The following is an 18,080-nucleotide window of genomic DNA, read 5'->3' on the forward strand; positions in this document are numbered from 1 at the left end:
TGCGTTGAGTTCCGAGGCAGTACAAGGCATTTCGGTAGCGATCGACAACAATCAGTACCTGGCCGACGGAGCCGACACGGTCGACGCCGTGGTGACCGTCGCCGCCGACCACCGCTTCGCGGCGGCCGCGCCCGTCCAGGAGCGGCTGGAGATCATCATCATCGACTGCTCGGGGTCGATGGCCGCGGGCGACCGGTTCCTGGGCGCGCGGCGCGCCACCGAGGCGGCACTCGACGAACTGCCCGACGGCACCCTGTTCGCCATCGTCGCCGGCACCCACGAGGCACACGTGGTGTATCCGCGCGGCGAACTCGTGCGGGCCGACCCGCGGACCCGCGCCGAGGCCCGCCGCGCGCTGGACACCCTGCGCCCCTACGGTGGCACCGCCATGGGGACCTGGCTCGGCATGGCCCGCACGCTGGCCGCCCGGTACCCGCAAGCCATGTCGCACGCGATCCTGCTCACCGACGGCAAGAACGAACACGAGCAGCCCGCGCAGTTGATGGCCGAGATCGGGGCCTCGCGCGGGCGCTTCACCTGCGACTGCCGCGGGGTCGGGACCGGGCCGGTGGTCGACGAATTGCGCACCATCGCTTCGGGTCTCAACGGCACGATGGACGTGGTGCCCGACGGCGCCGGATTGGTCGCGGACTTCCGCGCCATGATGCAGTCCTCGATGGCCAAGATCGTCCCGGATCTGACGCTGCGGGTTTGGACCCCGGCCGGCGCGACCGTGCGGTTCGTCAAGCAGGTCGCGCCCACCATCGAGGAGCTGAGCCGCACCGACTCCGCTGCGCAGGTGGGGGATTACCCGCTGGGCAACTGGGGTGTGGAGGAACGCGACTATCACATCCAGGTGCGGGTCGAGCCGGCCGCGGTGGGGCGCGAGAAGCTCGCGGCCCGGGTCAGTGTGCTGGCCGGCGACGAGGTGATCGGCCAGGGCTTGGTGAAGGCGCTGTGGACCGCCGACACCGAACTGTCCACCCGGATCAACGCCCGGGTGGCGCACTACACCGGGCAGGCGGAGCTGGCGCAGGCGGTGCAGGAGGGTCTGGCCGCGCGCAAGGACGGTGATCTCGACACCGCCACCGCGAAATTGAAGCGCGCGGTGGAGCTGGCGGCGGAGTCCGGCAACGACGGCACCGCGAAGCTGCTGCGCACGGTTGTGGAGGTGGACGAGCGGGACGGTACGGTCAAGCTGCGCCGTCAGGTCGACGATTTCGACGAGATGGCGCTGGATGCCCGCTCGACCAAGACCGCGCGGGTGCGGAAGGAGAACTGACCCATGGCCATCTGCCCCGAGGGCCACGACTCGACCGCGGCCGACTACTGCTCGGTGTGCGGCGAATTGATGGGCGCCGCCCCGGCCCCGGTGCACGAGGCGTGCCCGAACTGTGGTGCCCCGGTCACCGGAAGGTTCTGCGAGGCTTGCGGTTGCGATATCCGGCTGGGTGTGGCGCCGACGATGGTGGCTCCCGCGCCGCCGGGGACCCAGTCGGCGCAGTTCCCGGAGCCGGTCGTGGCGCCGGAACCGGTCGTGCCGCAGCAGATCTGGGTGGCCACGGTGTGGGCGGACCGCCAGCTGTTCGATCGCACGGTGGCCCGCAAGGGCCCCGACGCGGAACGGGTCGAGTTCCCGGTCTTCTATCAGGAGCGGCGGATCGCCTTGCACGGCAAGGATTTCCTGATCGGCAAGCGGAGTGTGTCGCAGGGTGTGCGGCCGGAGATCGACCTCGGGCTCGCCCCGGTCGATATCGGTGTGTCCCGGGTGCACGCGCGGCTGCACATCGAGGGAATCGAGGCCAGCGTCACCGATCTCGGTTCGACCAACGGCACCAGCATCAACGGCAGTGACGATCTCATTCCCGCGCAGACACCGGTTCCGCTGCGCAGCGGGGACCGGATCCACGTCGGCGGGTGGACCACCATCACCCTCACGACCGAGCTGGGCTGACCGGCCGATCACACCGACACGCCGGTTCGACACGCCGACCGGCTGACCTGCTTTCCCCCTGGTAGGCGGTGCATTTCGGGAATTACGGGCCGATCGGTCTGTTACCCGACAATCGAATTCGTGCCAGACTGTGGCTCGCACAAGGCGCCGTGATGTTTTCGAGATTGTCGGAGTTCATTCGATTAGCTCGGGAAGGACCGGAGGCATGTCGAACAATGGTGGAGAGTATCGAAAACGCCGCTCGGCGCCCCGCCGCAGGCGAAGAGCGCCGATCATCGCACTCGTACTGCTAGGAATTACGCCGATCACCGCCACACAGGTGGATGCGCAAACCATCGTGATACCGGGTATCGGGGTATTCGACATCCCCGACTTCCTCGCTCCGCAGAACCAGGTGGCGCCGCCACCGGACGCCGACAAACCGGCCGCGGAGATCGCCATCGAAGCCGCACGATCGAAGATCGGTTCCGGATATTCCGGCGGTGGCAACGGACCGGATTACTTCGATTGTTCCGGGCTCGTGCAGTGGGCGTACCGGCAGGCCGGGGTGGACCTGCCGCGCACCAGCTACGAGCAGCTCGCCGTCGGAACCCCGGTGAGCCTGGACGAACTCGAGCCCGGTGACCTGGTCTCGTTCTACGGCGGCGGTCACTCGGGTCTCTACGACGGCAATCATCAGGTCGTGCACGCGTCGACCGGCGGACGCGGTGTCGAGGTCTCCGACATCTCGGAAATGCCCTTCGCCGGCGCCCGCCGATACTGACCCGCTCACGAATTCAGTTGCAACACCAGAGCGACGGCGGCCGGCGCGAGGTAGAGCACGGGAAACGCCACATGACCCCACGCGCCGGCTCGGACAATGGTCACCACCGCGCCCAGGAAATACAGGATGATTCCGATCGCCGCGGCGATGCCGATCGGCGGCAGGGCGATTCCCACGACCATTCCGAGCGCGCCGGCCGCCTTCAGGAAGCCGAGTTTCGCCCACCACGACCGGGGCACGCCGTACTGGACGAGCGGCTCGACCACGAACGGCTTCTGCGTCAACAACGAGAAAGCCGAGAATCCGACCCAGAGGGCGGTGACCACGGCCAGGACGATATATGCGATGTGCATCGGAACTCCTCGGTAGTGCGTAGCTGTCTACCGAGTGGACGAAGTACCGCGGAAATGTGTGACATCAGGAGCCGCACGCCAGCGGCCCGCGGGATCCGGTGATGGTGGCGACGAACGCGCGCGCCGCGTTCGACAGGGTGCGCTGCGGGTCGTGTCCGACGCTCAGGTGCCAGATCAGCGGCTGTTCGGCGGCCACGACGGCGATCGGCTCGGGCGCGTGCCCGGCCACCGAACGCTCGAGCAGGGTGACCCCGAAGTCCTTGGCGGCCAACTGAAGCGCGAACAACTGATCGGGCACCTCGATGACCGGGCGGCGCCCCGGAAACCGCGCGTCGGCGAGACTGCGCAGCCCCCAGCCCGGCGGGAAGTCGACGAACCGTTCGCCGTCGAGATCGTCGGGCCGGAACGGGCGGTCCGCCAGCGGGTGGCCGGGCGCGGTGCACAGCACCAGTTCGTCGGTCAGGATCCGGTGCACGCACAGGCCGGGCCAGCTCTCGCCGGTGCCGGCGAGCAGCGCCACGTCCAGGCTGCCGTCGCGCACGCCGGCGATATTGCCGGTCATGCCGATCGTGCTCTGCCGCATCTGGACGGTGACGCCGGGATGGCGGCGATGCAGCTCGGCGATCACGGTGGCCATGTCGAGGTTGCGGACGTTCATCAGGCTGCCGACCACCACCTCGCCGCGGACCTGCAGGCGGGTGGTGTCCACCGCGTCGAGGATTCCGGCGCGGGCGCGCAGCAGGGCGCGAGCCGGTTGGACCATCGCCTGCCCGGCCTCGGTGAGTTCCAGGGCACGCGGGGTGCGGTCGAACAGCCGGGTGCCGAGTTCGCGTTCGAGCTTGGCGACACTGGTCGAGACCGCGGATTGCACCAGGTTGAGGGCCCGAGCGGCCGCGGTGAACGAGCGCTGATCGCAGCAGGCGAGGAAGCATTCGATCTGTCGGATCTCCACGTCAGCGATGGTATCAATTCTGTTGATGGCGACATCGAATACTATCGCTTTCATTGATCGTCGCGGGGGCGCACTCTTTTCCTTGTGACTACGCAGCTTGCCCCGGCCCGACTGACCCGCTCGGTCGTGCTGGTCTTCGCCATCACCGCCGGTACCTCGGCGGGCGCCCTCTACTATCTGCAGCCGCTGCTGAACCGGGTGGCCGCCGACCTGCACGTCTCCACCTCCACAGCCGCGCTGGTGGTCAGTGCCGCCCAGGTCGGCTACCTGGTCGGTCTCGCCCTGCTGGTACCGCTGGGTGACTTCCTCGAACGCCGTCGGCTCGTGCCCGGTCTGCTGCTGGCGTCGACGGCCGCGCTCGGGGTGTCCGCGGCCGCGCCGTCGTTCCCGGTCCTCTTGGCGGCCGTCGCCGCCACCGGGGTGTCCGCCGCCGCGGCCCAGGTCGTGGTGCCGTGGGCCTCGGCCCTCGCCGACCCCGAACAGCGCGGCGAGATCGTCGGCACCGTGATGAGTGGGCTGCTGCTGGGCATCCTGCTGTCGCGGGTGGTGTCGGGTGCGATCGCTCAGCTGGGTGGCTGGCGGACCGTGCTGCTCGTGGCCGCCGCGATCCAGCTGCTCATGTCCGCGGCGGTCTACCTGCTGGTCCCGGCCACCGGCCGGGCCGCGGCCGGCGAGAGCTACCCCGAGGTGCTGGCCTCGGTACTCGCCCTGATCCGGCGGCACGCCGTGCTGCGGCAGCGGATGCTGCTGGGATTCATCGGAATGGGCTCGTTCTCGCTGGTGTGGACGGCGCTGGGCTTCATGCTCGCCGACCGGTACCACTATTCGGCCGTCGTGATCGGCACGTTCGGCCTGGCCGGGGTGGCCGGTGCGCTGGGTGCGCCGGTGGTCGGCCGGCAGGCGGATCTGGGTCGGCTGCGCCCGGTGACGACGGCCGTCTGGCTGTTGCTGCTGCCGAGCTGGGCGCTGCTGCTGTGGGGTGAGTACAACGTGGTCGTGCTGGTGGTCGCACTGCTGGTGTTCGACTTCGCGATCCAGGGCATCCAGCTGTCGAACCAGAGCGCGGTCTACGCGCTCGACCCGGCCGCCCGCAGCCGTCTGACCACCGCTTATATGGTCACCTACTTCCTGGGTGGGGTCGCCGGCTCGGTGACCGCGGGACTGGCCTACCAGGCCGGCGGCTGGGGACTGGTCACCGAGATCGGCGTGGGTGCCGCGGTGTTCGGCCTGGTGGCGTGGGCGCTGTTCGCCGCCGCCGGCCGTGCGGTCGTGGCGGATTCGCCGATCGCGGCGGAGTCGCTCGCGCCGGAGCCGGAGCCGGGCGTTCGCGAGCCGCAACCCTGCTGATCCGCTGCCGGGCGAACCCGGGTGGGGAATCCCCGCCCGGGTTCGCTGTATCCGCCGCGTTTTCCCGGGTGCGCTATGGTCGGGACATCAGCCGTCGGGAGTCGGGGAGCATGGCGCAGCAAGTGCAGGTCGAAGCCGACGGGATCAGCCGGGTGGAGCGGTTCCACGCCTGGTGCGAGGCCGTGGTCGCCCGCTTGCCGTGGGGCCTCGACCGGGTGGTGGCGCCGACGTTCCTCGGCTTCACGCTGATCAACAGTTCCACGTTCGCGCTGGATCTGCTGTTGTTGACGCTGCTGCACGGTGTCGCGCGGCTCGCGGTGCCGATCGCGGTGACGGTGGCCTACGTCGCGGCCTTCGCCGTCAGCTTTCTGCTCAACCGCACCATGAACTTTCGCTCCCACGCCGCGGTCGGCCCGCAGCTCGCGGTGTACGGCGTCGTGGTGCTGGTCAACTACCTGGCGTTCATTCTCGGCGTCTCGACCGGGCTCGCGTTCGTGGGCATGGAGTACCACCTCGCGCGGATCGTGGCCGGAGCCTGCGAGGCGGTCTACATGTACTGCGCGATGCGGTGGGTGGTCTTCCGAACCGGTTAGCGGTCCTGGACCGTGATGGTCAAACTCGGCTTCTCGGTCCCCGGTTCGGCGACTTGCTCCCACACCGCGTCGACCATCGGGGCGAGCAGCAGTTCGCCGAGCTGCCGGACCAGGACGGTGACGATCTGCGTCGCCTCCCGATGCTCCCGGCTGGCCACGCCCGCGTCGCGCAGGGCGGTGACCTCGCGCTTGGTGAGAGCGACGAGTTCCTCGAGCAGATGCAGCCGTGAATCGTCGCTCGGTTCCAGCACCGCGCGACGCACGTAGTTGATCACTGCCGGGTTCTCGGCCAGCATCTTCGCGACCGCGCGGTCGCGGCCGGACGCGACCTCGGCCGTGGTTCCGCTCGGCGGCACCGACGCCACGGCCGCCGCGAAATAGTCGACGACCAGTTGGTCGACCGCCTCGACCAGGCCCGCCTTGGTCTTGAAGTGGTGCTGGACCAGCCCGAGCGTGACGCCGGCCTCCGCGGCAACCGCGCGCAGCGATACCCGGGCCTGCCCGAACTGGGCGAACAGGTCCATTGCGGCGTTGCGGATGCGCGCCTTCGCGGTCAGATCGTCGTTCGTCGCCCGTGGATTCAGCATGTTCCCCTCATTGCTCGGTGCCGCGAATTGTACTCGCCGGTAGCAAGGGCGGGCCGGTGCAGTCGCTACCGCGAACAAATGACCACCGGAAGAAATTCGGGTGGCCGGGGCTGGGTGCCGTGTTGTGGCCGAGATCATCGTCGATGCGGGCGCCGCAATTGTGGCTACTCACAATATTCGGCGGCCGGGATGCTGAATGTGCAGCGAATACCGAATGCGGCTCACCGGCCGGCGCCGGCGCGGAAGAAGTCCCAGATCACCTCGGCCGCATCGAACTGGTGGCTGACCTTCCCGACCAGCAGCGCCGGCAGGTACTGGTTGCCGCCGGGCCAGGTGTGGCCGCCGCCGGTCACCGCATACAGCTCGACCGAACTGCCGTCCCGGCATCCGGACGTGGTGGTGACGGTCACCGATGTGCCGTCGTGCGCGGTATCGGGAAGCGTACGGACCTCCGGGTCGGCGGTGCACCCGTCCTGATCCCGCCAGAATCGCTGCGTATCGTCGACCGACAACACCGGAGAATTACCCGCACCGCCGAAGTGACCGCTGGTGACCCGCACCGGGCCACCCGCGAACGGCACGATCGGATCGGCGGTGCCGTGGACCGCCAGCACCGGGATCGCGTACGAAGGAGCGCATCCGGCGGTGTCGGCGGCCGGGAGCGGGCCCGCGACCGGCGCGATCGCGGCGATCCGTAACTCGGGCGAACAGCCGATCGCCTCGGTGAACATGGCGCCGTTGGAGATTCCGGTCGCGAACACCCGGGCCGGATCGGCGCCCTCGGTGGCGACCAGGCGGTCGATCAGCGCCCGCACGAACCCGATGTCGTCGATGCCGGCCGCGCCCGCCTTGGTGTCGCCGCCGCGGCCGTCGTTCCAGGACCGTTCGTAGCCGGCCGGGTAGACGGCCAGGAAGCCGTCGCGGTCGCTGAGCCGGTCGAAATCGGTGTGCTGCTCCATATCCTGCGGTGTGCCGCCGCCACCGTGGAAGATCAGCACGACCGGTAGCGGGCCGTCCGGAGCGTTCGCCGGATGATGCACCAGCGCTTCCCGGGTGCGGTCGCCGACCGGTACCTCGATCGTGATGCTGTCCGCGCGAGCGGTTTTCGCGCAGCCCGCGACACCGGTCAGCAGGATCGCGGCCGCCGCGACGGACACGGCGGTGCGGACGGATCGGCTGCGCATGATTTCCTCGATTCCTGGCGGTGACCGAATTCCAGTGAACCGCAGCCGTTCCCGGGCCGAAAGCCGGGAACCGGTGCTCTCAGCCGATCGTCAGCAACGACAGAACCGGGCCACCGCGCCCGCGGTGGCCCGGTTCGTGGTTGCCGGTCAGTTGTAGACCGCGCCGAACGACGGCATCGAGATGGTGGCCAATTCGTACTGGTAGCCGTCGGGGTAGGTGTCGCTGACGCCGACCCACCAGCGGTGCCACAGCTGGCCATACACCGCGGCGACGATCGGGCCGCCACCCGGCTGCAGGATGTCGGTGCGGATGGTGGTGTCGATCGGGTTGTCTTGGTGCTGGGACAGCAGATTCGTGCCGCTGCGGCCGTTGGCCAGGTTCAGCCACACCACGTTCAACTGCGCGCTGCCCTGGTTGGGTGAGATGGTGCCCGGGCCGCCGAAGAAGCCGAACTGGAATCCGCCGTACACACCCAGGGCGATACCGGAACCGTAGGTGCCCGGACCGGTGCCGTTCTGCCCGATATCGGACTGCGCCGGAACCTGGAACGGCTGCGCCGGCAACGCGGTGTCGCGGACGGCCGGATGCGCGGCGATCAGCGCGTCGATGGCGTGTTCGGCGGCGGTATTGCCCGCGACCGAATGCCGCAGTTGCGCAACGGCGGTATCGAAATCGATCGCCGGCTTCGCCGAGGCCTGGCCCGCGAATACGAACATGGTCGCCGCGGCCGCGGCGAGCGCCGACGTCACACGACGGGCGAAAATCGATCCACGCATAAACAGCTCCTGATTGTGCCGGTACTGCATCGGATGATTCGAGCTCGGACGATTCGAGGTTTCGTTCGGGCGCGCGACAGCGCGTTCGGTTGCCTAGGCTGCCAGCTCACCTGCACGCCTGTCCAGTGTCCGCGCGGTAATAGACAGGCGCCGAGTCGAACTCGGGGTGAAACGTCCGAATTATGCGCGGTACTCGATGAACTGCGCGACCGGACTATTTCGATGGCAATTCCCGGTGGCGGTAGTGCCGGGCCGGCGCGACCCGATATGGGCGGCGCGCACCGGATTCCGCGCGTGGGTGTGGCGAAGGATCGTGGTCGTGGCGAAGGATTATGAATTCGTCTTTCTCGGCGACCGCGGCCGACGCGGTCCCAGTCCGCGTAGGGCTGCTTTGAGCCCGGACCCGCGCTGCGAGGCGCACATTCAGTCCGTCTCGGCGCGATAGCCCCGCATGCGCCCGATCGGCGCCAGGGCCGCGAGCAGTACCCGGACCAGCGGCGCGGCCGGAACGACCGGGCGGAACACATCCCGAAATTCGGTGAGCAGCACCGCATATGCCAGCAGGCCCGGACGTCCGCTCGCGCGGACCTGGCCGCGCCGGTGCAGGGCGTCGATGCTGCGGAACCACTGTGCGGTGCGGCCGGAGGGGGTGACCTGCCAGCGCACGTGCGCGGCCTCGTCGTGCGGGTTCCACATCTGGTGGACGGCGCCGGCCGGAATGCGCAGGGTGTCACCGGCTTTCAGTTCCAGGTCACGGCCGTCGAGCCGGACGGCGATGGTGCCGTCGAGGACCTCGAAGTACTCGTCCTGGGCGGGGTGCCAGTGGGCGGGCGGCTCGTGGCCGCCGGCGCCGAACTCGGCGACCATGTCGAGCCGGTCGGTGGTGCAGCTGTGCAGGGTGAGGGATTCGTGGTCGTCGAGCTTCCAGGTGGTGGTCATGGTCTCTTCCTCTCAAGTAGCTTGACATCAAATTATTCGATATCGAGCTACTTGGCAAGAGATTGTTTGAAGTCGAGCTATATTGGGGGCGTGCAGGAATCGCAGCGAATCGACCATCTGTTGGGTCAATGGGCCGACGAACGGCCCGACGTCGACACCGGATCCATGGCGCTGGTGACCCGGCTACAGCGCGTGGTGCAGCTCATCGACCTGCGGCTCGACGCCCTGGCCGCCGAATACGGCGTGCACCGCAGCGAAGGCGACGTGCTGTTCGCCCTCCGCCGCGCGGGCGCCCCCTACCGGCTCTCGCCGTCCCGCCTGGCCGAATCGCTGCTGGTCACCACCGGAACCATGACCAACCGCCTCGACCGGCTGGAGAAGCGCGGCTACATCCGTCGCATCCCCAACCCCGAGGACCGGCGCGGCATCCTGGTGGAACTCACCGACGTCGCACGGGAACTCACCGACACCGCGCTGGAGCAGCACGTCGGCAACCAGCGCGAGATGCTCGCGGTGCTGTCCGTGGCCGACCGGCGGGAACTGACCCGCTTGCTCAACACCCTGATCGACCATCTCGGCGCCTGACCCGGCCGCGGACACGGAACGGCCCGGGAGCCGTGCAACTCCCGGGCCGTGCCGTAACTCCGGTGAACCGCGTATCAGCGGTCCATGCGCCCCTTCGGCTCGCGCATGTCCTCGCGGTCGCGGCGCATCGTGCCGTCGCGCATCATGTCCTGCTGGGAGCGCTGCTGCTGTTGCTGCTGCTCCATCGGCCGGCCCTTGCGCTCCTTGCCCTTGCCTTCGCGACCCTTGGTACTACCAGACATCGAAACCTCCGTACTGGTTCTTCGCGCCCGGGTTCGGGCGCGTCCCACGGCACATTCGCGATACCTGAAGCGCGGCAACCGCTGGGAGGGCGGAGCCGCGATATCGATCCTTGCTACGCGGGACGCCCGATGTCAACGATTCCGGGCAAATCGGCCGCTGACCGGCGGCGGCGAAAACCGCTGCGCGCGTGTCAGTGCCGACGGCGCCGGAACCACGGGAAAACCGATCCGACCACGACGCCGGAGACGAACAGCGTGAGCATCCACAGCCAGGCCGGGGCTTCCACGCTCCAGAAGTAGATATTCACCCGCCCCCGATGGGTGTTCTGGAAAACGAATATCAGCGCCAGTATCGCGATGATCAGACCCGCGACCATCTTGGGCGACAACCTGCTCAGGAAACTCGCGGAACCGCCTTCGGTGCTCGTCATGACACGCTCCTTCGCAGGTGCAGGGCATACCTGCTTCGATCGTACGATCGCCGGATGCCCGGGGCGGCCACGACACGTAGGGTTGGCCCGACCCTGTGCTCGCTGGGAAAGAGGGGAGTCCCATGGGGATGACTGTGGATCGTTTCGACCACATCGTGCTGAACTGCCGCGACGTCGCGCGCACCGCCGACTGGTACGTCCGCGTCCTGGGCATGGAGGCCGAGACCTTCGGCCCGACCGGGCGCACCGCGGTGCGATTCGGCAACCAGAAGATCAACCTGCGCCCACTCGGCGCGCTCGCCGCCGACCCGGCCTGGGTGACGGGCGCGGTCGAAGCCGCCGGCTCCGAGGACCTCTGCTTCGTCACCTCCGCCGCCCCGGACGAGGTCGCCGCCCACCTGACCGCGTGCGGGGTCGAGATCGTGCAGGGACCCGTGGTCAAGGTGGGGGCGCTGGGCGAGATGATCTCGCACTATTGCCGCGACCTCGACGGCAACCTGATCGAGATCGCCGTGTATCGCTGAGCACCGGTCCCTTTCGCGGACGGTGGTGGTCTACCTGGTGAAAGGAGTTCACCATGACTGTTCCCACCACCATGCACGCCCTGCGACAGCGGTCCGCCGACGGCCCCGAAGGCCTGACCCTGATCACCGATGCGCCGGTGCCGGTTCCCGGCCCGGGCGAGATCCTGATCCGAGTTGCCGCGGCCGGGATCAATTTTCGTGATGTCACGCTGTCGCGCGGGGACGCGCCCGACAGTCCGCCACCGCCGTACCTGGCCGGCTTCGAGGGAGCCGGTACGGTCGTCGCACTCGGGCCGGGGGTGACCGCGCCCGACCTCGGGGCGCGGGTCGTCGGGGTCGGGTCCGGCGCGTTCGCGCAGTACATGGTGCTGCCCGCGGCCGGTGCGGTGCCGGTGCCCGCGGGGTGGACCGCCGAGCAGGCGCTGGGCCTGGTCGTCAACTGGCCCACCGCACTTGCCGCGCTGGTGCCGCTCGGGCGGGTCGCCGCGGGGGAGACCGTGCTGGTCCAGGCGGCGGCCGGGGGTACGGGTCAGGCCGCGGTCCGGCTGGCGAAGCACTACGGCGCGACCGTCGTCGCGGCCGCGTCGCCGGGCAAGCACGAGACGGTGCGCGCGCTGGGCGCCGACTACGTCATCGACTCCCGCCGAACCGATCTCGCGGCCGAGGTAGTGCGCCGCACCGATGGGCAGGGCGCGGATCTGGTGCTGGAGTCGGCCGGTGGCGCGAGCTTCGCGGCCGCGGTCGCGGCGGCCAAGCCGGTCACCGGCCGCGTCGTCGTCTTCGGCACGGCCGGCGGGGATGCCACGATCTCCAATCGGGACCTGGTGTACCGGAACCAGATTCAGCTCACCGGATTCAATGTCGGGGTGCTGATCCGGTCCGCGCCGCGGGTCTTCGGCGAGGTGATGAGCGAGCTCTTCGGGCTCGTCGCCGCCGGTGTGATCCCGCCCGGCAGTCCCACCGGGTACGACCTCGCCGACGGCCCGAAGGTGTTGGCGGAGCTGGAAAGCCGCACCACGGTCGGCAAACTGGCGCTGCGGCCCTGAACCGTCACGCCAGGGTCTCCGGATAGCCGAATGTCGTGACCAGCGTGGCGTGGTGGAACGCGACCACGCTGGTCACGCCGTCCGCGGTCGCGGCCAGCACCACCGCGCCGTAGCCGCGCAGCACGCCGTCGGCGTCGCGGCGGTAGATCACGGCCGCGGGCTGACCGTTGGCCGTGGTGGCCAGCATCCGCCAATCACCCGGCGCGCCGAGCACATAGCGGTCGAGGAACGCGATACAGCCGGCTCGGCCCGCCTGCCAATCGCGGAACGGTGTCGACTCCAGGGTCGCGTCCGCGCGCAGCACCTGTTCGAGCATGCTCGCGTCGGACCGCTCGAAGGCGGCGATATAGCCGTCCAGCAGCGCGCGGGCGCGCGGATCGGCCGGTTCCAGCAGCGCGGCGGGCTCGGGATCCAGCTCGTCGAGCCGGGCCCGGGCCCGCTGCAGGCCGCTCTTGACCGCCGTCGGCGTGGTCTCCAGAATGTCCGCGGTCTCGGCCGCCGAGAACGCCAGCACCTCCCGCAGGAGCAGGATCGCGCGCTGGCGGGCCGGCAGATGCTGCAGGCTCGCGATCAGCGCCAGCCGCACCGACTCTCGCCCAATCGTCACCGCCGCGGGATCGTCGTCCGGCGCCGCCAGCCACGCGTCCGGCAGCGGTTCCAGCCAGGAAACCACCTCCGCCGCAATGGAATTCGGCGGACTCTCGCCGGGACCGCCGAGACCCGAAGGCAGCACGCGCATCCGGCGCGGCCGCAATGCCGTCAGGCAGACGTTCGTCGCGATCGTATAGAGCCACGTTCGAACCGACGCCCGCCCCCCGAACCCCGGATAAGCCCGCCACGCCCGCAGATACGTCTCCTGCACCAGATCCTCGGCGTCGTCCGGCGACCCCACCATCCGATAGCAGTGCGCCAGCAGTTCCCGCCGGAACCGGCGGGTCTCGGCGTCGAACCGATCCGGATCCGCCGCTCGCTGCTGTGCGGCAGGGATCGTTGCCCGATGCTCGGAGGTGTCGAGCCTTGCGGCGACCGTCGCATCGAATTCGTTCTGGCTGGACATGATTCGTGCCTCCGGTGAAACGTCCGGTGTACCGGTTCGGCGACTCGTGCCCGTCAGTCTCGCTTGCGGTTCCAGAACTGGTGCACGGTGCCGTTCGGGAACGAGACGGATTCGATCGTGAAGCGGTCCTGGAGGTGTTCGAGGCCCGCCCAGAGCGAGACACCGCGCCCCAGGACGACCGGCACGATCACCAGGTGCATGAAGTCGATCAGGTCGGCTTCGAGGAACTGGCGGACGGTCGACGGGCCGCCGCCGATGCGGACGTCGAGTCCGTCGGCCGCCTTTCGGGCGAGCTCGAGGGCTTCGGCGGGTGTGGCGTCGATGAAGCGGAAGCTGGTGCCGTTGGCGAAGTCGATCTGCTCGCGCGGGTAGTGGGTGAGGACGAATGTCGGTGTGGCGAAGGGGGGTTCGTCGCCCCACCAGCCCTGCCAGCCATCGTCGGGCCACTCGCCGGACTGGGGGCCGAACTTGCGGCGACCCATGATCTCGGCGCCGATCCGCTGCCCCCAGAGCGTCGACAGCGCGTCCTTGAAGCCCATCGGCCCGATATCGAGATCGGTGCCGCCGATCCAGCGGCCGTCGAATCCGCCGAAGAGCGCCTCGGCGCCGCCGATCGGGTGATCCAGGGTCACCTCCTCGCCGGCGGCGAACCCGTCGAGCGAGACGTTCATGTTGTGCACTCGGGTGTGGGACATGTCGGCACCCTAACGCCGCGGACCTGATTCGGGCGCGGCTTCGGAGGGGCCCGGTGCTGTCGCCGCCGCGGTCGACATTCGGTTCGATATGCGGTTGACGGAGGGTCGGCGGGGTGGTCGCGGGTGTTTCCGTTACCGTCGTCGTCGCGAATTTCGGATCGCGACAGTCATCGAAAGTCAGCGTAGAAACCTCTTTTCCACTGACCGCATGCTCGGCACCCGCTCAGAAACGGAAGTACCGATGCTCAAAAAAACACTGTCCGTAGTGATTTCGCTTGCCGCGTTGACGGCGGCGACCCGATCCGCGAGCGCGGATCCCGGCGGGCTGCCGCTGTTGCCGCAGGTGCCGTTCTATCCCACGGCCTTACTCGCGGCATCGGACAACCCGGTTCCGTTGGGCGGGACGGGTACACCGATCGAGGCCGGCTACGACTATCAAGGCACCAGGCGCACCCTCACGGATTATCTCTCACGCACCGCGACGAGCAGTTTCCTTGTCGTCCACAATGATTCGATTGTCGACGAACGGTATTTCGGCGGGTATTCACCGGTTACCCCGTTCAATTCGTGGTCGGTCGGCAAATCCATCACCGCCACCGCGGTCGGAATCGCGCTCGCGGAAGGCGCGATCCGTTCGGTCGACGATCCGGTCACCGACTACGTCCCGGACCTGTCGGGCAGCGCGTACGACGGTGTCAGCATCCGCGACCTGCTGCACATGTCGTCGGGGCACCAGTACGACGAGACCCAGGCCACCAACCCCACCACCGGATCCACCGCCAGCACGATCCGCATGGTCGCCGGTACCTCGCTGGCCGCCCAGGCCGAGGAGTCGAAACGGGACTTCGTGCCCGGTACCCGCTGGAACTACGACTCGATGAACTCCTTCGTCCTCGGCTGGGCCGTGGCGAACGCGACCGGTCGCCCGCTGTCGGCCTACATCCAGGACAAGCTCTGGCAGCCCGCCGGCATGCAGGGCCCCGCCCTGATGGGGCAGGACGACCACGGCAACGCCATCGCATTCTGCTGCTATCACGCCACCGCAAGGGATTTCGCGCGCTTCGGCCTGCTGTACCTGCACGACGGCCGCGCCGGCGACCGTCAGGTGGTCCCCGAACAGTGGGTACGCGACTCCACACACAGCACCGAGCCGTATCTGCAACCGCATCAGCTCATGCCCGGCGATCCCGGCGCCACCGAGAACGAGTACGGCTACGGGTACCAGTGGTGGCTGGGGGACGGCGATCGGGGAGATTATGCGGCGATCGGGCTGCTCGGACAGTTCATCTACGTATCACCGAAGGACGATGTGGTGATCGTCAAGACGAGTGAGGATACGAACTCGGCGGCGAACATGGGGGAGGCCATTCACGCCTTCCGCGCGACTGTCGACGCGTTGAACGAACAGGGCTGACCCGGGCGACCGGATTCGGCAGGGCCGCTTCGGATCCGGTCGCCTGACAGTCGAATCATCCACTCCGGGGCACGGATCGGGTGCCCGTCAGCCGCGGGCCGTTTCGGCCACGACCGTCGTGAACAGGGCGGCCGCGGCGTCGGCGGCGGGGTCGATCAGGCGCGGGTCGTCGTAGAAGTCGATCTGGCCGGCCGAGTCCAGCCACAGTTCGGATTTCTCGGCGGTCACCGCGGCATAGAACGCGCGGGCCCACGGCGGGACGAGGGCGTGCTCGGAGTGGACCAGCAGGAACGGGACGGTCAGCCGGGCGGCGGCGCGGTAGGCGTCGAAACCCGCTGTGTGCTCGAAGGATTCGACAGCGAAAGCGTTGGTGTAGTTGGGGACCGCGCCGCGGGCGGTGCCGTAGTACTCGAACGCCTCGGTGAGTGGCATGGCGACATCGCCGTTGTCGGTGGCAACGGCCGGGATCGTCTCCACCACACCGTCTTTCAGGCGCCGCTCGCGGGCGCGGCGGCCGCGCTCGACGACAGCGGGATCCGCGGGCGAGGCCGTCCCGTCCGGGTAGACCCCGGCCACACCGGCGAACGCCCGGATACGCGGGTCGTCGGCCACCGCGCGCGCCATGTACCCGCCGCCCGCGCAGACACCCAGCGCCACAACGGTTCTGCCGGCGAAGCGCGAGTCGGCGAGCAATGCGGTCACCGCCGCCTCGATATCGGCCGCCTTCCCGAGCGGGTCCTCCAGCTGGCGCGGCGTGCCCTCGCTCGCGCCGAACCCGGTGTGGTCGAAGGCCAGTGCCGCGAAACCGCGGCGCGCCAAGGCGGCCGCGTACACGCCCGCCGCCTGCTCCTTGACCGAGGTCAGCGGGCCGGTGGTGACCACGACGCCGACCGGATCACCGGCCGGCAGATACAGGTCGCCCACCAGGCGGTTGCCGTCCCGGGTGAAGACGAACTCGACCGGATTCGCTGTCATATCGTGCTCCAGTTCAGTGGGGGTGGCGGGTCCGCCACTACGGTGGAGTCGACGATAAGCGGCCCCGAAGACCCGCGGTAGAAGGCACTTCACGGTGCCCTTCGGGCCTCCCTCGAGACGGAGACGACGACCATGGCCCCGGTGATCCCCGACGTGCTCGAGGAGTCCTGCACCACCCGGCAGGCCCTGGAGCGGCTGTCCGCGAAGTGGCGCATCCTGCTGATCTACGCCCTGCTCGACGGCCCGCATCGGCCGTCGCGCCTGCGGCAGCGGCTGCCCGGCATCACACAGAAGGTGCTGACCGAGACGCTACGCGGCATGGAAGCCGACGGGCTGGTCGAGCGGCACGTGTACCAGGAGCGGGCACCCCAGCACATCGAATACTCGCTGACCGCCCTGGGGCGATCGCTGGAGACCCCGCTGGCCGCGATCTGTGCCTGGGCCGCCGAGCATCCGGCGAGCGTCGGCGAATGACGATGATGGCCTGCCGGCCCGAGCGCACAATCATCACCTGTTTCGGCGAAATCGGCCGATGATCGTGCACTCAGGCCGGGGAACTACATCTGGCCGGATTCGACCAGGAACGAGATGAAGTCGCGCACGGACCGTTCCAGTGTGCGCGGGGTGTAGCCGAGCTCGTTCGCGGCCTTCGAGTGGTCGACCAGCGGCGACGCCAGCAGCGGGCCGAGGGCGGCCTTGGAGATGATGTCGGAGTTGAACTTCGCGCCGATCGGCTCGGCGATCGGCATGACCGCTTCGAGGGCGGACAGCGGAAGGCCCAGCAGCGGACCCCGCCGGCCCGCGGACCGGGCGCATTGGCGCATCCACTCGATGAGGTTCGCGAATTCGCCACCGAGCAGGTAGTTCTCGCCGGTGCGGCCCTTCTCCGCGGCCAGGATCATGCCGGCGGCGACGTCGCGGACGTCGACCAGGTCGAAGCCGACCCCGCTGATGAAGGCGGGAACCCGGCCCTTCGCGGCGCTGCGGGCCAAGCCGTTGAGGCGGGACAGGCGCGGCAGGTAGTCCGCGGGCCCCCAGATGCCGGTCGGGTTGCAGATGGTGGCGTCGAGGCCGTCGTCGATGACCTTGCGCAGTTCCTGCTCGCCCGCCCACTTGGAGCGGTCGTAGACGGGGATCTCGGGGTCGATCGAGCGGGGGGTGGCCTCGCTGAGTACCTTGCCGCACTGCGCCTGGTCGAAGGCGTGCACCGAACTGAGGTGCACGAATCGCCGTACGCCGCAGTCCAGTGCGGCCCGCGCGACGGTGGCCACACCTTCGGTGTTGATCCGCCACGCGACCGGGTCCTGCATGCGGAGGGTGACCACGGCGACCAGGTGGTAGACCGTTTCGACGTCGGCGAACGCGGTGCGCATGGCGTTCGGGTCGAGGATGTCGGCGTTGACCCAGGTGACGGCGCTCGAGGTCGACCGCTGGTTGGCGACCCGGTCGATGGCGACCACTTCGTGACCGTCGCCGACCAGCTGGTCGACGAGGTTGGCTCCGACAAACCCGGCGGCACCGGTGACGGCCACTTTCATCTGAATCCTCCGTTGGACTTCCTGCGAAACGGCCGGGCGAGCGGTCGGTGGATCGACGCGATCGCTACCCTGTTCGTCCGGACCTGTGGTGCAGACTACAAAGAACTTTGGGTCCACACAACTT

General features: G+C 68.9%; 22 protein-coding genes. 10 read left to right on the forward strand and 12 right to left on the reverse strand.

From position 1 onward, the window contains the following. The first annotated feature begins 4 nt into the window (after positions 1 to 4). From EBN03_RS25150 to EBN03_RS25160, 3 genes are all read left to right on the forward strand, one after another. A complete protein-coding gene (locus tag EBN03_RS25150; RefSeq protein WP_233608623.1) occupies positions 5 to 1,282 on the forward strand; it encodes a vWA domain-containing protein in 1,278 nt (425 codons plus the stop codon). 3 nt (positions 1,283 to 1,285) lie between these two features. Next, positions 1,286 to 1,954: an FHA domain-containing protein gene (locus tag EBN03_RS25155; RefSeq protein WP_122190586.1), complete on the forward strand. Its 669-nt coding sequence runs from the start codon at positions 1,286 to 1,288 to the stop codon at positions 1,952 to 1,954. Positions 1,955 to 2,159: 205 nt separating this feature from the next. Next, entirely contained in the window at positions 2,160 to 2,717 is a 558-nt protein-coding gene (locus EBN03_RS25160) for a C40 family peptidase (protein ID WP_122190587.1), read from the forward strand. Between the two features lie 5 nt (positions 2,718 to 2,722). On the opposite strand, the gene EBN03_RS25165 is transcribed toward EBN03_RS25160, so the two are convergent. Together EBN03_RS25165 and EBN03_RS25170 are read right to left on the reverse strand one after the other, a co-directional pair. After that, the gene (locus EBN03_RS25165) at positions 2,723 to 3,070 is read right to left on the reverse strand and encodes a DoxX family protein (RefSeq protein WP_122190588.1); all 348 of its coding nucleotides are present in this window, start codon (positions 3,068 to 3,070) and stop codon (positions 2,723 to 2,725) included. Between the two features lie 64 nt (positions 3,071 to 3,134). Then, a complete protein-coding gene (locus EBN03_RS25170; protein WP_122190589.1) occupies positions 3,135 to 4,022 on the reverse strand; it encodes a LysR family transcriptional regulator in 888 nt (295 codons plus the stop codon). A gap of 84 nt (positions 4,023 to 4,106) precedes the next feature. Between EBN03_RS25170 and EBN03_RS25175 the strand changes: the two genes are divergently transcribed. Both EBN03_RS25175 and EBN03_RS25180 read left to right on the forward strand, forming a co-directional pair. Then, on the forward strand, positions 4,107 to 5,369 hold the full coding sequence (locus tag EBN03_RS25175) for an MFS transporter (RefSeq protein ID WP_122190590.1): 1,263 nt from the start codon (positions 4,107 to 4,109) through the stop codon (positions 5,367 to 5,369). 110 nt (positions 5,370 to 5,479) lie between these two features. After that, positions 5,480 to 5,962 carry a GtrA family protein gene (locus EBN03_RS25180; protein ID WP_122190591.1) on the forward strand — a complete coding sequence of 161 codons (483 nt, stop codon included), beginning with the start codon at positions 5,480 to 5,482 and terminating at the stop codon, positions 5,960 to 5,962. Here the strand turns inward: EBN03_RS25180 and EBN03_RS25185 are convergent. From EBN03_RS25185 to EBN03_RS25200, 4 genes are all read right to left on the reverse strand, one after another. After that, positions 5,959 to 6,549, reverse strand: a complete 591-nt coding sequence (locus tag EBN03_RS25185; protein WP_122190592.1) for a TetR/AcrR family transcriptional regulator — start codon at positions 6,547 to 6,549, stop codon at positions 5,959 to 5,961. The two genes, EBN03_RS25180 and EBN03_RS25185, sit on opposite strands and share 4 nt — an antisense overlap. A gap of 221 nt (positions 6,550 to 6,770) precedes the next feature. Further along, positions 6,771 to 7,733 (reverse strand): extracellular catalytic domain type 1 short-chain-length polyhydroxyalkanoate depolymerase, encoded by a 963-nt coding sequence (locus EBN03_RS25190; protein ID WP_122190593.1) that lies wholly within the window; start codon positions 7,731 to 7,733, stop codon positions 6,771 to 6,773. A 147-nt stretch (positions 7,734 to 7,880) separates the two neighbouring features. Continuing rightward, positions 7,881 to 8,510, reverse strand: coding sequence for a hypothetical protein (locus tag EBN03_RS25195; RefSeq protein WP_122190645.1), 630 nt, complete (start codon positions 8,508 to 8,510; stop codon positions 7,881 to 7,883). Positions 8,511 to 8,933: 423 nt separating this feature from the next. After that, a complete protein-coding gene (locus EBN03_RS25200; protein ID WP_122190594.1) occupies positions 8,934 to 9,449 on the reverse strand; it encodes a cupin domain-containing protein in 516 nt (171 codons plus the stop codon). Between the two features lie 90 nt (positions 9,450 to 9,539). Between EBN03_RS25200 and EBN03_RS25205 the strand changes: the two genes are divergently transcribed. Then, positions 9,540 to 10,034, forward strand: coding sequence for a MarR family winged helix-turn-helix transcriptional regulator (locus EBN03_RS25205; protein WP_122190595.1), 495 nt, complete (start codon positions 9,540 to 9,542; stop codon positions 10,032 to 10,034). 74 nt (positions 10,035 to 10,108) lie between these two features. Here the strand turns inward: EBN03_RS25205 and EBN03_RS34300 are convergent, their stop codons facing one another. Both EBN03_RS34300 and EBN03_RS25210 read right to left on the reverse strand, forming a co-directional pair. Next, positions 10,109 to 10,276 carry a hypothetical protein gene (locus tag EBN03_RS34300; RefSeq protein WP_158675732.1) on the reverse strand — a complete coding sequence of 56 codons (168 nt, stop codon included), beginning with the start codon at positions 10,274 to 10,276 and terminating at the stop codon, positions 10,109 to 10,111. A gap of 191 nt (positions 10,277 to 10,467) precedes the next feature. Further along, on the reverse strand, positions 10,468 to 10,707 hold the full coding sequence (locus EBN03_RS25210; protein WP_122190596.1) for a lipopolysaccharide assembly protein LapA domain-containing protein: 240 nt from the start codon (positions 10,705 to 10,707) through the stop codon (positions 10,468 to 10,470). A gap of 122 nt (positions 10,708 to 10,829) precedes the next feature. Here EBN03_RS25210 and EBN03_RS25215 point away from each other — a divergent pair, with 122 nt between their 5' ends. Together EBN03_RS25215 and EBN03_RS25220 are read left to right on the forward strand one after the other, a co-directional pair. Further along, positions 10,830 to 11,231, forward strand: coding sequence for a VOC family protein (locus EBN03_RS25215; RefSeq protein WP_122190597.1), 402 nt, complete (start codon positions 10,830 to 10,832; stop codon positions 11,229 to 11,231). 53 nt (positions 11,232 to 11,284) lie between these two features. Continuing rightward, complete coding sequence (locus EBN03_RS25220) at positions 11,285 to 12,277, forward strand: zinc-binding dehydrogenase (protein WP_122190598.1); 993 nt, start codon at positions 11,285 to 11,287, stop codon at positions 12,275 to 12,277. Between the two features lie 4 nt (positions 12,278 to 12,281). Here EBN03_RS25220 and EBN03_RS25225 read toward each other — a convergent pair whose 3' ends face one another. Together EBN03_RS25225 and EBN03_RS25230 are read right to left on the reverse strand one after the other, a co-directional pair. After that, positions 12,282 to 13,334 (reverse strand): RNA polymerase subunit sigma-70, encoded by a 1,053-nt coding sequence (locus EBN03_RS25225; protein WP_122190599.1) that lies wholly within the window; start codon positions 13,332 to 13,334, stop codon positions 12,282 to 12,284. A gap of 53 nt (positions 13,335 to 13,387) precedes the next feature. After that, positions 13,388 to 14,029 carry a dihydrofolate reductase family protein gene (locus EBN03_RS25230; RefSeq protein ID WP_122190600.1) on the reverse strand — a complete coding sequence of 214 codons (642 nt, stop codon included), beginning with the start codon at positions 14,027 to 14,029 and terminating at the stop codon, positions 13,388 to 13,390. Between the two features lie 241 nt (positions 14,030 to 14,270). On the opposite strand from EBN03_RS25230, the gene EBN03_RS25235 reads away from it, so the two are divergent. Further along, positions 14,271 to 15,443, forward strand: a complete 1,173-nt coding sequence (locus EBN03_RS25235; RefSeq protein WP_122190646.1) for a serine hydrolase domain-containing protein — start codon at positions 14,271 to 14,273, stop codon at positions 15,441 to 15,443. A gap of 87 nt (positions 15,444 to 15,530) precedes the next feature. On the opposite strand, the gene EBN03_RS25240 is transcribed toward EBN03_RS25235, so the two are convergent. Further along, entirely contained in the window at positions 15,531 to 16,418 is an 888-nt protein-coding gene (locus EBN03_RS25240) for an alpha/beta hydrolase (RefSeq protein ID WP_158675733.1), read from the reverse strand. A 132-nt stretch (positions 16,419 to 16,550) separates the two neighbouring features. Between EBN03_RS25240 and EBN03_RS25245 the strand changes: the two genes are divergently transcribed. Beyond that, the gene (locus tag EBN03_RS25245; RefSeq protein ID WP_122190647.1) at positions 16,551 to 16,892 is read left to right on the forward strand and encodes a winged helix-turn-helix transcriptional regulator; all 342 of its coding nucleotides are present in this window, start codon (positions 16,551 to 16,553) and stop codon (positions 16,890 to 16,892) included. Between the two features lie 83 nt (positions 16,893 to 16,975). Here the strand turns inward: EBN03_RS25245 and EBN03_RS25250 are convergent, their stop codons facing one another. Continuing rightward, on the reverse strand, positions 16,976 to 17,956 hold the full coding sequence (locus EBN03_RS25250) for an NAD-dependent epimerase/dehydratase family protein (protein WP_122190602.1): 981 nt from the start codon (positions 17,954 to 17,956) through the stop codon (positions 16,976 to 16,978). Positions 17,957 to 18,080: the final 124 nt, after the last annotated feature.

Origin of the sequence: Nocardia stercoris (assembly GCF_003696265.1) — a bacterium.
GTDB classification, from domain to species: domain Bacteria; phylum Actinomycetota; class Actinomycetes; order Mycobacteriales; family Mycobacteriaceae; genus Nocardia; species Nocardia stercoris.

Bases quoted from the DNA above. Each gene is read 5' to 3' on its own strand.
- EBN03_RS25210 (WP_122190596.1), bottom strand. From the start codon at position 10,707: ATGACGAGCACCGAAGGCGGTTCCGCGAGTTTCCTGAGCAGGTTGTCG.
- EBN03_RS25235 (WP_122190646.1), top strand. From the start codon at position 14,271: ATGCTCAAAAAAACACTGTCCGTAGTGATTTCGCTTGCCGCGTTGACG.
- EBN03_RS25240 (WP_158675733.1), bottom strand. From the start codon at position 16,418: ATGACAGCGAATCCGGTCGAGTTCGTCTTCACCCGGGACGGCAACCGC.
- EBN03_RS25165 (WP_122190588.1), bottom strand. From the start codon at position 3,070: ATGCACATCGCATATATCGTCCTGGCCGTGGTCACCGCCCTCTGGGTC.
- EBN03_RS25195 (WP_122190645.1), bottom strand. From the start codon at position 8,510: ATGCGTGGATCGATTTTCGCCCGTCGTGTGACGTCGGCGCTCGCCGCG.
- EBN03_RS25155 (WP_122190586.1), top strand. From the start codon at position 1,286: ATGGCCATCTGCCCCGAGGGCCACGACTCGACCGCGGCCGACTACTGC.
- EBN03_RS25215 (WP_122190597.1), top strand. From the start codon at position 10,830: ATGGGGATGACTGTGGATCGTTTCGACCACATCGTGCTGAACTGCCGC.
- EBN03_RS25180 (WP_122190591.1), top strand. From the start codon at position 5,480: ATGGCGCAGCAAGTGCAGGTCGAAGCCGACGGGATCAGCCGGGTGGAG.
- EBN03_RS25185 (WP_122190592.1), bottom strand. From the start codon at position 6,549: ATGCTGAATCCACGGGCGACGAACGACGATCTGACCGCGAAGGCGCGC.
- EBN03_RS25230 (WP_122190600.1), bottom strand. From the start codon at position 14,029: ATGTCCCACACCCGAGTGCACAACATGAACGTCTCGCTCGACGGGTTC.
- EBN03_RS25190 (WP_122190593.1), bottom strand. From the start codon at position 7,733: ATGCGCAGCCGATCCGTCCGCACCGCCGTGTCCGTCGCGGCGGCCGCG.
- EBN03_RS25200 (WP_122190594.1), bottom strand. From the start codon at position 9,449: ATGACCACCACCTGGAAGCTCGACGACCACGAATCCCTCACCCTGCAC.
- EBN03_RS25250 (WP_122190602.1), bottom strand. From the start codon at position 17,956: ATGAAAGTGGCCGTCACCGGTGCCGCCGGGTTTGTCGGAGCCAACCTC.
- EBN03_RS25225 (WP_122190599.1), bottom strand. From the start codon at position 13,334: ATGTCCAGCCAGAACGAATTCGATGCGACGGTCGCCGCAAGGCTCGAC.
- EBN03_RS25245 (WP_122190647.1), top strand. From the start codon at position 16,551: ATGGCCCCGGTGATCCCCGACGTGCTCGAGGAGTCCTGCACCACCCGG.
- EBN03_RS25160 (WP_122190587.1), top strand. From the start codon at position 2,160: ATGTCGAACAATGGTGGAGAGTATCGAAAACGCCGCTCGGCGCCCCGC.
- EBN03_RS34300 (WP_158675732.1), bottom strand. From the start codon at position 10,276: ATGTCTGGTAGTACCAAGGGTCGCGAAGGCAAGGGCAAGGAGCGCAAG.
- EBN03_RS25220 (WP_122190598.1), top strand. From the start codon at position 11,285: ATGACTGTTCCCACCACCATGCACGCCCTGCGACAGCGGTCCGCCGAC.